The 11,249-nt window shown below is 63.9% G+C and carries 13 protein-coding genes; 3 read left to right on the top strand and 10 right to left on the bottom strand.

Annotation, left to right across the window (positions count from 1 at the left end; all coding sequences use genetic code 11):
* Window positions 1-96: 96 nt before the first annotated feature.
* The 5 genes from NKH35_RS22745 to NKH35_RS22765 all read right to left on the bottom strand — a co-directional run bounded on the left by NKH35_RS22745 (window position 97) and on the right by NKH35_RS22765 (window position 5,669).
* Window positions 97-1,500: an FAD-binding oxidoreductase gene (locus NKH35_RS22745; protein WP_352916529.1), complete on the bottom strand. Its 1,404-nt coding sequence runs from the start codon at window positions 1,498-1,500 to the stop codon at window positions 97-99.
* A complete protein-coding gene (locus tag NKH35_RS22750) occupies window positions 1,500-2,801 on the bottom strand; it encodes a cytosine deaminase (RefSeq protein ID WP_027050275.1) in 1,302 nt (433 codons plus the stop codon). The genes NKH35_RS22745 and NKH35_RS22750 overlap by 1 nt, the downstream gene beginning before the upstream one ends.
* A gap of 198 nt (window positions 2,802-2,999) precedes the next feature.
* Window positions 3,000-3,851, bottom strand: coding sequence for an ABC transporter permease (locus NKH35_RS22755; RefSeq protein ID WP_023690276.1), 852 nt, complete (start codon window positions 3,849-3,851; stop codon window positions 3,000-3,002).
* Window positions 3,838-4,662 carry an ABC transporter ATP-binding protein gene (locus NKH35_RS22760; RefSeq protein ID WP_023690277.1) on the bottom strand — a complete coding sequence of 275 codons (825 nt, stop codon included), beginning with the start codon at window positions 4,660-4,662 and terminating at the stop codon, window positions 3,838-3,840. Before NKH35_RS22760 ends, NKH35_RS22755 begins: the two co-directional genes overlap by 14 nt.
* 2 nt (window positions 4,663-4,664) lie before the next feature.
* Entirely contained in the window at window positions 4,665-5,669 is a 1,005-nt protein-coding gene (locus NKH35_RS22765; RefSeq protein ID WP_023670774.1) for an ABC transporter substrate-binding protein, read from the bottom strand.
* Between the two features lie 255 nt (window positions 5,670-5,924).
* Here NKH35_RS22765 and NKH35_RS22770 point away from each other — a divergent pair, with 255 nt between their 5' ends.
* Together NKH35_RS22770 and NKH35_RS22775 are read left to right on the top strand one after the other, a co-directional pair.
* Window positions 5,925-6,308: a RidA family protein gene (locus NKH35_RS22770; RefSeq protein WP_352916519.1), complete on the top strand. Its 384-nt coding sequence runs from the start codon at window positions 5,925-5,927 to the stop codon at window positions 6,306-6,308.
* A gap of 53 nt (window positions 6,309-6,361) precedes the next feature.
* Window positions 6,362-7,165 carry a creatininase family protein gene (locus tag NKH35_RS22775; protein ID WP_352790928.1) on the top strand — a complete coding sequence of 268 codons (804 nt, stop codon included), beginning with the start codon at window positions 6,362-6,364 and terminating at the stop codon, window positions 7,163-7,165.
* 9 nt (window positions 7,166-7,174) lie between these two features.
* Here the strand turns inward: NKH35_RS22775 and NKH35_RS22780 are convergent, their stop codons facing one another.
* Both NKH35_RS22780 and cobD read right to left on the bottom strand, forming a co-directional pair.
* A complete protein-coding gene (locus NKH35_RS22780; RefSeq protein ID WP_352916521.1) occupies window positions 7,175-7,684 on the bottom strand; it encodes a tyrosine phosphatase family protein in 510 nt (169 codons plus the stop codon).
* Window positions 7,681-8,736, bottom strand: a complete 1,056-nt coding sequence (gene cobD / locus NKH35_RS22785; protein WP_352916531.1) for a threonine-phosphate decarboxylase CobD — start codon at window positions 8,734-8,736, stop codon at window positions 7,681-7,683. The genes NKH35_RS22780 and cobD overlap by 4 nt, the downstream gene beginning before the upstream one ends.
* Between cobD and cbiB the strand changes: the two genes are divergently transcribed.
* Window positions 8,735-9,718 carry an adenosylcobinamide-phosphate synthase CbiB gene (gene cbiB, locus NKH35_RS22790; RefSeq protein ID WP_352916523.1) on the top strand — a complete coding sequence of 328 codons (984 nt, stop codon included), beginning with the start codon at window positions 8,735-8,737 and terminating at the stop codon, window positions 9,716-9,718. The two genes, cobD and cbiB, sit on opposite strands and share 2 nt — an antisense overlap.
* A 14-nt stretch (window positions 9,719-9,732) precedes the next feature.
* On the opposite strand, the gene NKH35_RS22795 is transcribed toward cbiB, so the two are convergent.
* Genes NKH35_RS22795 through cobU form a run of 3 tightly spaced genes read right to left on the bottom strand, consistent with a single transcriptional unit; the run spans window position 9,733 to window position 11,198 of the window.
* Complete coding sequence (locus NKH35_RS22795) at window positions 9,733-10,047, bottom strand: hypothetical protein (RefSeq protein ID WP_023710810.1); 315 nt, start codon at window positions 10,045-10,047, stop codon at window positions 9,733-9,735.
* A gap of 24 nt (window positions 10,048-10,071) precedes the next feature.
* The gene (gene cobO / locus NKH35_RS22800) at window positions 10,072-10,686 is read right to left on the bottom strand and encodes a cob(I)yrinic acid a,c-diamide adenosyltransferase (RefSeq protein ID WP_352790934.1); all 615 of its coding nucleotides are present in this window, start codon (window positions 10,684-10,686) and stop codon (window positions 10,072-10,074) included.
* Window positions 10,686-11,198: a bifunctional adenosylcobinamide kinase/adenosylcobinamide-phosphate guanylyltransferase gene (cobU, locus tag NKH35_RS22805; RefSeq protein ID WP_352916525.1), complete on the bottom strand. Its 513-nt coding sequence runs from the start codon at window positions 11,196-11,198 to the stop codon at window positions 10,686-10,688. Before cobU ends, cobO begins: the two co-directional genes overlap by 1 nt.
* Between the last annotated feature and the right edge of the window lie 51 nt (window positions 11,199-11,249).

Here is an 11,249-nt window from a genome sequence, read left to right on the forward strand (position 1 = left end):
CCAATTGCTTGGCTTTCCAAACGACGAACGCCCGAAGCGGCAGCGTAGGGCCTGCGCCGGCAGGACAGAGGGGGGTGCTCAAGCTCAAACCTCTGCTCATTCTGCTTTCTGCAAACCCCTGAACAAAAAAGTCCGGCCCGAGCGATAGTCGTAATCCGGATTTTCCCAGGCGATCATCTTGCCGGGATTGAGCAGGCCTTGCGGATCGGTCTCGCGCTTGAAGGCGAGCTGGATTTCATCCGTCTGCTTCATGCCGCCCTCTTCCAGCGTGTAGCGGTGCGGGTTGAAGATCGGGCAGCCGTTCTCCTCATGCAGCCGGATGATTTCGTTGAGCCGCGCCTCGGTGGTGAATTTCACCAGCGGCAGGCCGAAGCAGGTGATGTTGCCGTCGAGGCGCACGAATTCGAGATGCGAAAAGACCTCGTTCGGAAACATCGCGTCCATCTTCTCCACCAGCGCCAGCTGGTTGGGAAACGGATAGAGCGATTGCAGATAGGTGATCGCGGGATCGACCCGCAGTGCCCTGAGCGTGGTGTGGTTCCACGCCAGTTCGAAGCCCGGCGGCAGGCCCTTTTTCTCTTCGTCCGTTGCCGCCGCCGCATTGAAGATGACTTCGCCGCCGGCGCGGCGGGTGAAGGCGAGGAACGCGTCTAGCCCATGCCGGGCAACCATGACGACGCAGATGCTTTGCCCGTCCCGGAAGAACTTCTGGTGGCGCTTGAAATAGAGCTGCGGCACGGGCGCGGCGATCGGCGTGATCAGCTTGGTCAGGATGCCGTCCTGGCGTGCCAGCGCGTTGCCGTAGCGGGCTGCCGGCATGAAAGCGTCGAAGCCGACGATCACGTCGATCCATTCATAGGCTGCAGTCAGCGGCATCTCGACCTCGGTGATGATGCCGTTGGTGCCATAGGCGTGGGTGACCTTGTGCAGGTCCTCGCCGGCGAGTTCGAGCGCCTTCGGCTCCGCCTCCATAGTGACGACGCGCAGGCGCAGCACATTGCCGAAATCACGCAGACCGCCGAAATTGATCGAGCCAACGCCGCCCGAGCCGCCGGCGATGAAGCCGCCGATCGAGGCGGTGTTGTAGGTCGACGGCGACAGCCGCAGTTCCTGCCCGGAATGCGCGCGCGTCGCTCTGTCGATGTCGGCGAGGATCGCGCCCGGCCCGGTGACGACGCGGCCCGGCGCTATGGCCTTGATCTCGTTCATCTCGGCGAGGTTCAAAACCACGCCGCCCGACAGCGGCATCGCCTGGCCGTAATTGCCGGTGCCGCTGCCGCGCGGCGTCACCGGAACGCCATGACGGTGGCAAGCGGCAAGCACGCGGATCAGTTCGGCCTCGTTCCTGGGCGTCACGATCAGGTCGCCGGTGACGTGGTCGAGCTGCTGCTTCAGCACCGGGCTGTACCAGTAGAAGTCGCGGCTCTTCTGCTGGACGATGGCCGGATTGTCGTCGAGCTTTATCCCGTCGAGATCGCGTTTGAGCGCCGAAACATCCATCATTCCACCATCAGTTCGTCGAGCTCGGCATAGTCGGGCAATTGCCTGTCGATCGCTCGGCCGTTGCGCACGACGATGCGATCCGATTCGGGCCGCGACAGCAATTCCGTCCAGCTCCGCCCTTTGAAGACGATAAAATCGGCGCTGCCACCGGCTGCCAGTGTCCCGACACCGTCGAGCCGCATCACCTTGGCCGGCGTCGCCGCCACCGTCTGCGGCCAGTCGCCGACCGGATGGTCGAAATGCAGGATGCGCGTCGCCATGCGGTAGACCTCCAGCATGTCGAGATCGCCATAGGCATAGAAAGGATCGCGGGTGTTGTCGGAGGCGACCGCGACCGCAATGCCCCTCGCCTTCATCTCATGCAGCAGCGTCACGCCGCGCCAGCGTGGCGTGGTCTGGTCGGCACGCCGGTCCTGCAGATAGAGATTGCACATTGGCAGCGACACCACCGCCAGCCGCGCCTTGGCCACCTTGTCGAGTGTATCGAGCACGTCGAGATCCGGCTGGCGCGCCAGCGAGCAGCAATGTCCCACCAGCATGTTGCCCTCAAAACCGTTCCACAGTGCCGCCTCGGCGATCTTCTTCAGCGATATCGCCGCGATGTCGTCGGTCTCGTCGGCGTGGAAATCGAGATCGAGCCCGTGCCTGTTCGCCTCGGCGAACACCTTGTCGAGAAGCTCTTCGAGATCCGGCACCATATAGGTGACGACGCCGAGCACGCCCTTGGCCGCAGCCACGCGCTTGGCCAGCCTCTCGAACCACTTTCTGTCGCGCACGCCTTCGATGCCGAGCAGGCAGGCTGCCTGCAATTCGATGCGGCCGCGCCATTTCTCCCGCATCGCCTCGAACACCGGCCAGGAGATTTCCTCCTGTGGCGGCACGCTGTCGAGATGCGTGCGCAGCGCCTTGGTGCCGTGCGCGTAGGCCGAGCGCAGCGAGAAATCCATGCGCCGCGCCACGTCCTCGGCGCTCCAGCGCGCTGCACGGTCGGCGCCGGTGGCATTGAGCGCGCCCATGAAACTGCCGTCGGGATTGGGTTTGCGCGGCCAGATATGGCCCTTGTCGATGTGGGTGTGGCAGTCGACGAAGCACGGCAGCACGATGCGGCCGGCAAGGTCGATGGCGGTGGCTGGCGCTTTTGATTTCTTGTGCGCGGCGATGGCTGAGATCTTGCCATCGGCGACCGTTATGTCGGCCAGGGCGAAGCCGTCGCTGTCGTAAGTGGCGGCAAGGCCTGATGTCAGCGACCGGTGAAGGCGGACGTTTGTGAGATGGTACGAGCCAGAGGTCGGTATCAAGGACCGCCCCCCTCTGCCCTGCCGGGCATCTCCCCCTCAAGGGGGGAGATTGGCAGCTTTTCCGACAGCACCCGTCTTCCAACATCGATAATTGGCGAAATCCCGGATGACGTCCAATCTCCCCCCTTGAGGGGGAGATGGCCGGCAGGCCAGAGGGGGGTGTTTCGCGCCAGCATCTCAATCACGTCACCCAACCCCCTACCGCTCATGCTTCAGCGCGCTCTCGTGCCAGCGGCGCAGGATGAGATGCGACACCAGCGACAGCACCAGGAAGATCAATATGCCGGTGAGCGAGATCAGGATCAGCGCCGCGAACAGCCTGGGCGCGTTGAGCCGGTAGCCGGCCTCGATGATCCGCGAGGCGAGCCCTGAGGATTGTCCCTGCGCGCCGGCGACGAACTCGGCCACCACGGCGCCGATCAGCGACAGGCCGCCGGCGATCTTCAGGCCTCCTAGAAAATACGGCATGGCCGCCGGCAGTCTGAGATAGCGCAATTGCTGCCAGCGCGTCGCGCCGTTGAGCTTGAACATGTCGCGCAGATTGCGGTCGACCGAATTGAGGCCGAGCGTGGTGTTGGACAGGATCGGGAAGAACGCGACGATCCAGGCGCAAAGCAAAAGCTTCACCGTCTGGTTGTCCACATAGATGTTGATGAGCGGGAAGACCGCCACGATCGGCGTTACCTGCAGCACGATGGCGAAGGGAAAGAACGACATCTCCACCCATTTCGATTGCGCAAACAGCACCGCCAGTCCGACGCCGCCGACCACTGCAAGCAACAGACTGAGGAAGGTTATGCGCAACGTGACCAGCAGCGCGGAGAACAGGAGCCCGGCATCGCTATAGAGCGTCCACAGCACCACGCCGGGGCGCGGCAGAATATATTGCGGGATCGCGTTCCACACGCAGATGCGGTCCCACAGCCAGATCGCCAGGATCATGATCGCCAAAGGCAGGACCCACCGGCCGATCCGCTCCAGCCGCTCCTGGCGTACGCGGCCGGCCTCTTCCGCGTCGAGCGTTGCGGCATTCTGATCAATGGCCGTCATGGTGCGGTCCGGCTGATGTGTTGATGGCGTTGACCAGGATGTCCGAGGCCTGGCGGCAGAGCGCGGCATAGTCGGGCGAGGTGCGAAACACCTCGTCGCGTGGATAGGCGGCATCGATTGCCAACTCGGCATGGACGCGGCCCGGCCGCGCCGCCATGACGACGACGCGGTTTGACAGGAACACGCTTTCGAAGACGCTGTGGGTGACGAAGACGACGGTGAAGCGCTCGTCCTGCCACAGCTCCAGAAGGTCGTTGTTGAGCTTGAAGCGGGTGATCTCGTCGAGTGCCGCGAACGGCTCGTCCATCAACAGAATGCGCGGCTTCGTCACCATCGCGCGTGCGATCGAGACGCGCATCTTCATGCCGCCGGAAAGTTCGCGCGGCACGGCGTTTTCGAAACCGGTCAGGTGCACCCGCTCCAGCATCTCCATCACCACCGGCGCCGCCTTGGCACGCGACACGCCTTTCAGCCTGAGCGGCAACCAGACATTGTCGAAGACATCGGCCCAGGGCAGCAGCGTCGGTTCCTGGAAGACGAAGCCGATATTGGCGCGGTCGATCGAACCGCCCCAGTCGAGTTGACCGGATGTCGGCGTCGACAGGCCCGCGATCAGCCTCAACGCCGTCGACTTGCCGCAGCCGGACGGCCCGAGCAGGCTGACAAAATCGCCCTCGCGGATGGCGAGATCGACGTCGCTCAATGCAGTCACGCCATTGGAAAACACCTTGCCGACATGGCGCAGCGTCAGCAGCATCGGGCCTTCACCCGATGCCGTCATGGGCGCCTGCGCCATCTTTTCCAGCTTCACGATTACTTCTTCAGCTCGATTCCGACACCTTTGTTGATGAAGGCCAGCGTATAGGCCTTCTTGATATCGATGCCCTCGGGCGTGACCTTGGCCTTGACCATCTTGTCATAAAAGCTCTTGATCCGGTCTTCGTTCATGGCGCCGATGCCGAGCTTTTCGGTGTCGCCGGAATCGGCCAGGCCGAACTTCTTCATCTGCTCGATCGAGAAGGCAATCTGCTCGTCGCTCATGTCGGGATTGTCTTTCTTGATCATCTCGTTGGCGGCCTTGTTGTCGCCGTAGAGGTAGTTGTACCAGCCCTTGGCCGAGCCATCGACGAAGCACTGGACCACCTCCGGCCGCTTGTCGATCGTGTCCTGCATCACCTCGATCGTCGTCGAATAGGTGTCCCAGCCATAGTCGGCCAGCAGGAACTGGTTGGGCACGAAGCCGCCTTCCTTCTTGACCGCAAAAGGCTCCGAGGTGACGTAACCCTGCTGGATCGACTTCTTGTTGGCTAGGAATGGAGCGGTGTTGTAGGTGTAGGGCACGCGCTTGGCGGCATCGAAACCGAGTTCGATGACCATCCACTGGAAGAAGGTCTGGACGCCCTCGTCGCCGAGAATGTACTGGTCGGCGTTCTTCAAATCCTCCCACTTGTCCAGCCCCTGCCCCGGGTGGGACATGATGACTTGAGGGTCCTTCTGGAAATCGGCGGCGACGACGCGCATCGGGATGCCCTGCTGGACGGCGTCGAAGGCCGACAGCAGATTGCCGCCCATGTAGAAATCGAGCTTGCCGGCCAGCAGCAGCGGCCGCCCGCTGACCTGCGGACCTCCCTGCGAAATCGTCACGTCGAGGCCACATGCAGCGTAGGTGCCGTCGGCGACGGCCTGGTAGTAGCCGCCATGCTCGGGCTCGGCCAGCCAGTTGGTGCCGAAGGTGACCTTCTCGTTTGCTGCCGCGCCGAACGTGCCGGCTCCAAGCAGCGCGACCGCAAGCGCTGAAATCTTCTGTTTTCCGTACATCGACACCACCCTTTGTTGGCTCCGGAGCGTCACGCGCCGGGCTCGACACCATTGATCCAAGAAGCAAGACACATGCCACCGCCCAGGCCGCCTGCTTGCGCGGCAGTCACTGCCAACACCGGACGGGTCATGCTGTGCGGGAGGCATCGTGCCTATTTTTTGGACGCCTGTCCACAATCGCCCTTGTGCCATGCACCACATCTTGAACGTACTATCGGTCACGTCTTAGGCTGGTCTCGCAGACAGGAGATTGCCATGTTCAGATACCTCGCGCCGAAGTCGATCAAGCCGCCTTTCGCCCGCTACAGCCACGGCGTCGAGGTGCCGCCAGGCAAGCGGCTGGTTCTGTGCTCCGGCCAGGTCGCCATCACGGCGGACGACCAGATCCCCGAGGATGCCGGCGCGCAGGCCGAGCTCTGCTTTCAAAACATAGCGACGATTCTAGCTGAAGCCGGGCTGGGGCTAGGCGACATCGTGCGCATAAACGCCTACGTCACCGACCGCGCCTTTCTGCGGCCCTATATGGACGTCCGCGACCGGTTGTTTGCCAGCCCCGCGCCCGCCTCGACGCTGATGATCGTGTCAGGCTTTGCGCGGCCGGAGTTCAAGGTCGAGGTCGAGGCGATTGCGGCTGGGTGATCGACAGGCGACGTTTGGCACGCTAGGTCTCCCTCACAGTCAAGAGGCATGACATGACCGTTGCAAACAGACGCATGTGGTGGGGCGACTACCGGACCACCGAATACGCCGCGATCGATCCGGAGGCGACGATTGCCGTGCTGCCGGTGGCGGCGATCGAGCAGCACGGCCCGCATCTGCCTGTATCAACCGACACCTCGATCATGAATGGCATGCTGGAGACGGTCATCGCCCGCCTGCCCGGCGATCTCGACATCCGCATCCTGCCGGTCCAAACGGTCGGCAAGTCGAACGAGCATCTGCAGGCGCCGGGCACGCTCACCCTGCCGGCGGCCACCCTGGTCGATGCCTGGACCGAGCTTGGCCTGTCCGTTGCCCGCGCAGGCGTAAGGAAACTGATCGTCGTCAACTCGCATGGCGGCAATGAAGAGATCATGGGCATCGTCACGCGCGAGCTGCGCGTGCGTGAGAGGATGCTGGCGGTGAAGACCAGCTGGCAGCGCTTCGGCCGCCCCGCCGGCATGTACACCGAGCTGGAAGACCGCCATGGCATCCATGGCGGCGACGTCGAGACCTCGTTGATGCTGCATTTTCGCCCGGAGTTAGTCGACATGGCCAAGGCCGACAATTTCGCCTCCAAGGTCGCCCGCGCCGAAACTGAATTTGCGCTGCTGCGCCACACCGGAACGCACGCTTTCGCCTGGATCGCTGGGGATCTCAACCCCAACGGCGTGGTCGGCGATGCCAGCATTGCCACGGCCGAGAAAGGCCGACTGACGGCGGAGCATCAGGCCGACGGCTTCATCACCCTGTTGAAGGATGTGCGCAAGGCGAAGCTTGCCGACTGGCTGGCATAGCGGGCCGCCTTAGCCGTCGATCTTCAACACGAAAGGCGTACCCTCAAAAGCATCGGCGCCGCGTCCGATCGCCTCGATCGCTTCGATCATGCGGCCTTGTCGTGAGAGAAGAGCATCCGCGACGGCGATCAACCGTGGATTGGGTGTCGCCGAGGGCGAAAGCTTCCGCAATGTCCGCGCAAGTTCGACTTCGTCGCGCTTCGGGGCGAGCGCCGCCGCAATGATATAGGCCGAGGCGGTCGAGCGGCTGATGCCGGCATAGCAATGGACGACCATGGGTTTGGCGCGGTCCCATTTCCGGGCGAAATCGAGCAGATTGCGCACATGGCCTTCGCCGGGCATGGTCATGCCGTCCTGCGCCACCGCGATGTCGTGCATGACCAGATGCAGGTGGTTTTCCCTCGCGATTGAGGCCGGCCGCGTCACCTCGGTGCCGGCAGCGAGCAGCGACAGCACGCGCTCGGCGCCGCTTTTGGCCACCGTCTCCTCAAGCTTTGCCAGCGAACAGATATGGATCATGGCGCGATCTCCTTCGACCCATCGTCGCGCCGTGCGCCCCAGTCGGCAAGCGCCGATTCAAGCCGCTGCCATTCCTCCTGACTTCCAGGCAGCCCCGCGCGGAGCACCTGAGGACGCTCGGAAAAATGCCTGAGCAATATGCCGCGCTCACCGAGCGTCGAAAACAGCCCGGCCGCGTCCGGCATCTGAAGATAGCGGAACAGCGTCGTGCCGCCGGCGACAGCAACGCCAAAGCGCGAAAGCAGCGCATCGAGCCGCGCCGCATCCTGCGCCAGCCGCCGCCGCATGTCGGCCTGCCAGCCGCTGTCGGCAAGCGCGCGGATGCCGTATTCGAGCGCTGGGCCGGCGACCGCCCAAGGGCCGAATTGCGTTTCAAGCCTTTCGACCGTCACCGCATCGGAAAGTGCGAAGCCGAGCCGCAGGCCGGCGAGACCGAAGAACTTGCCAAACGAGCGCAGCACGACGATGCCGCCCCGCCCGACATCGCCGGCCAGGCTTTCCGCGTGCGGGCCGACATCCATGAAGGCTTCGTCGACGACCAGCAGACCGCCTATGGCGCGCAATGTCTCGGCAAGCCGAAGCAGCCTTTCCCGCGACACGACTCGCCCGTCGGGATTGTTGGGATTGACGACGATGGCAATTTCGGCTCCGGCAAGCGCCTCGAAATCGTCGACCTCCGCCACCGCATGGCCGGCAATCGCGGCGGCCCTGGCATGCTCGGCATAGGTCGGCCCGAGCACCAGCGCCTTGCCGGGGCTGACCAGCGAGGCGACGCGCGGCAGCAGGATCTGCGTGCCCGGGGCGACCGTCACATTCTCGGCCGAAGGCGCGCCATAGGCGCCGGCCGCGACCCTGGCCAGTTCACGCAGGCGCGCGGCCTCCGGCAATCGTGACAGGGCGGTGGCGGGCAGCTCGAAAAGCGGGTAGGAGTGCGGATTGATACCTGTCGAAAGATCGACGAAAGGCTGTGGCGCGTGAGGGAAGAGCGCGCTCGCCCGGCCAAGGGATCCACCGTGATCCACCGCAGCAATCGCTCCATCAGAAAGCTTCATGTCGGTCCTGATCGCTTTCCTGTCGCTGGCCATCGAACGCATCCTGGGGTACCCGGACTGGCTGTTCCGTGCCGCCGGCCATCCCGTCACCTGGTTCGGCAGGCTGATAGCCTTTCTCGACCTCAGGCTCAACCGCGCCACTGATTCCGACGCATTGCGTCGCCGCCGGGGCGTGCACGCCCTGCTGGTCATTGTGCTGGCGCCGGCGGCGATTGCCTTCATTGTGCAAATCCTGCTCTGGCAGCTCTTTCCCGCCGGCATGATCATCACCGCCATCCTGGCGTCGTCGCTGCTGTCGCAAAAGAGCCTCACCGAGCATGTCGAAGCGGTGGCCGACGCGCTCGATACCGGCGGGCTGGCGCTCGGCCGCATTGCGGTTGCGCGCATTGTCGGCCGCGATCCCGAAAAGCTCGACCATGCCGGCGTCAGCCGCGCCGCGATCGAAAGCCTGGCCGAGAATTTCTCCGACGGCATTGTCGCGCCCGCCTTCTGGACCGGCGTCTGCGGGCTGGCCGGCGGCGTCGCCTACAAGGCCGCCAACACCGCCGATTCGATGATCGGCCACCGCACCCCGCGCCACGAGGCTTTTGGCCGCGCGGCAGCACTTTTCGACGACTGGATCAACCTGCCGGCCTCGCGGCTGACGGCACTGCTGATCATTGCCGCTGCCTTTCTTGTTGACGGCGCCGATCCCCGCAATGCTTGGGAAGCGGTACGGCGCGACGCGAAAAAACACCGTTCGCCCAATGCCGGCTGGCCGGAAGCGGCGATGGCGGGTGCGCTTGGCCTGGCGCTCGCCGGCCCGCGTACCTACGGCGGCGTTGTCGTCGAGGATGCGTTCATGGGCGAAGGCGGCCGCCGCGAGGCGGAGAGCCTGGACATCAGGCGGGCGCTGAAGCTTTACCACGTCGCGGATTATCTGCTGATTGGGCTGTTCGGATTGCTGTCGGCGGTCGTCATGGAAATCTTGGTCTCGCAGTAAAGAAGCCGCCTGACTCACCAAGAGACACGGACTTCCTTCGCGTTTGGATCCACAGCTTCGCCAAATCTTTTGATCGCGTAGCCGCCAGCGGCCACAGCCGAGGATTTCAGCACAGGCTCAATCACAAGGAAAAGCTTCTCGGCGTCTGGCCCGTACAGATAGAGGGTGCATTTGCCCCCACCAAACTCGTCACCATCAAATTCGCCGACATGCGCATTTGAAACAGCTTTTTCCAACCGATCCTCCAGAACTTGGACCGATTGCCGCTCTTCCGGCGCCCCGAACTGACCGCCGCTCAGAAGAAGGTAGACAATCACGGCTTGTTCCAACGGTGATCTCCCGAAGTTAGACCTTCAAAACTCGATCCCTTGCTGCGCTTTCACGCCCGCCGAAAAGTGATGTTTCGTCACGCCCATCTCCGTCACCAGATCCGCCGCCTCGACCAGCGCCGGCTTGGCGTTGCGGCCGGTGACGACGACATGCAAGCCTTCGCGCCGCGCCTTCAGCCCCGCCACCACTTTGTCGAGATCGAGATAGTCGTAGCGCAGCGCGATGTTCAGTTCGTCGAGCACAACCAGGTTGATCGAGGGATCGGCGATTAGCTCCAGCGCCTTGGCCCAGGCCGCTTCGGCCGCGGCGATGTCGCGCTTCAGATCCTGCGTTTCCCAGGTAAACCCCTCGCCCATCGCGTGCCAGACGACACGGTCGCCGAATGCCGCGAAAGCATCCTTTTCACCGGTGTGCCATTTGCCCTTGATGAACTGGACGATGCCGACGCGCTTGCCGTAGCCGAGCATGCGCAGCGCCAGCCCGAAGGCGGCGGTGGTCTTGCCCTTGCCGGGGCCGGTGTTGACGATCAGCAGCCCCTTCTCGACCGTCTTTTCCGCGACCTCGGCGTCCTGCACCGCCTTGCGCTTGGCCATCTTGGCGCGATGGCGTTCCTCGTCTTTTGCGTCAATATCGGTCATTATTTCACCTTGAGCGGCAGCCCCGCCACCATCAGAAGCACCATATCAGCTACCGCCGCGACCTGCTGGTTGAGCCGGCCGGCGGCGTCGCGGAACCGGCGTGCCAGCGCATTGTCGGGCACGATGCCTTGTCCGACTTCGTTGGAGACCACGAACCACGGTCCGCGCGGCCGCGACAGCACGTCGGCCAGCCGCAGGCACTCCCCCTCCAGATCATGATCGGCCAGCATATGATTGGTCAGCCACAGCGTCAGGCAATCGACGAGCACCGGCTGGTTGTCCGGCAAGGCTTCGAGCGCGCCGGCAAGATCGAGCGGCGCATCGATGGCCGCCCATCCCTCGCCGCGGCGCGAGCGGTGCTGCGCGATGCGCTCGCGCATTTCGCCGTCATAGGCTTGCGCGGTGGCGATATAGGCCCATGGCGGCGGCAACGCCGTCGCCAAAGTTTCGGCATGCGCGCTCTTTCCGGAGCGCGCACCGCCGCTGGTGAAGGTCAAACTGGGCTCAGGCAAAGCTGTCGCGCCGGCGGGTCGCGGTGCCGGGGAAGCGCGCGTGGCCTATGC

It is taken from the genome of Mesorhizobium sp. M1143, assembly GCF_040318435.1.
Classification (GTDB): Bacteria; Pseudomonadota; Alphaproteobacteria; order Rhizobiales; family Rhizobiaceae; genus Mesorhizobium.

What these genes read in the sequence shown, in the direction of transcription:
- cobD (WP_352916531.1), bottom strand. Translation starts at nt 8,736, where the DNA reads ATGAAGCTTTCTGATGGAGCGATTGCTGCGGTGGATCACGGTGGATCC.
- NKH35_RS22765 (WP_023670774.1), bottom strand. Translation starts at nt 5,669, where the DNA reads ATGTACGGAAAACAGAAGATTTCAGCGCTTGCGGTCGCGCTGCTTGGA.
- NKH35_RS22770 (WP_352916519.1), top strand. Translation starts at nt 5,925, where the DNA reads ATGTTCAGATACCTCGCGCCGAAGTCGATCAAGCCGCCTTTCGCCCGC.
- NKH35_RS22775 (WP_352790928.1), top strand. Translation starts at nt 6,362, where the DNA reads ATGACCGTTGCAAACAGACGCATGTGGTGGGGCGACTACCGGACCACC.
- cobO (WP_352790934.1), bottom strand. Translation starts at nt 10,686, where the DNA reads ATGACCGATATTGACGCAAAAGACGAGGAACGCCATCGCGCCAAGATG.
- NKH35_RS22755 (WP_023690276.1), bottom strand. Translation starts at nt 3,851, where the DNA reads ATGACGGCCATTGATCAGAATGCCGCAACGCTCGACGCGGAAGAGGCC.
- cbiB (WP_352916523.1), top strand. Translation starts at nt 8,735, where the DNA reads ATGTCGGTCCTGATCGCTTTCCTGTCGCTGGCCATCGAACGCATCCTG.
- NKH35_RS22745 (WP_352916529.1), bottom strand. Translation starts at nt 1,500, where the DNA reads ATGGATGTTTCGGCGCTCAAACGCGATCTCGACGGGATAAAGCTCGAC.
- NKH35_RS22780 (WP_352916521.1), bottom strand. Translation starts at nt 7,684, where the DNA reads ATGATCCATATCTGTTCGCTGGCAAAGCTTGAGGAGACGGTGGCCAAA.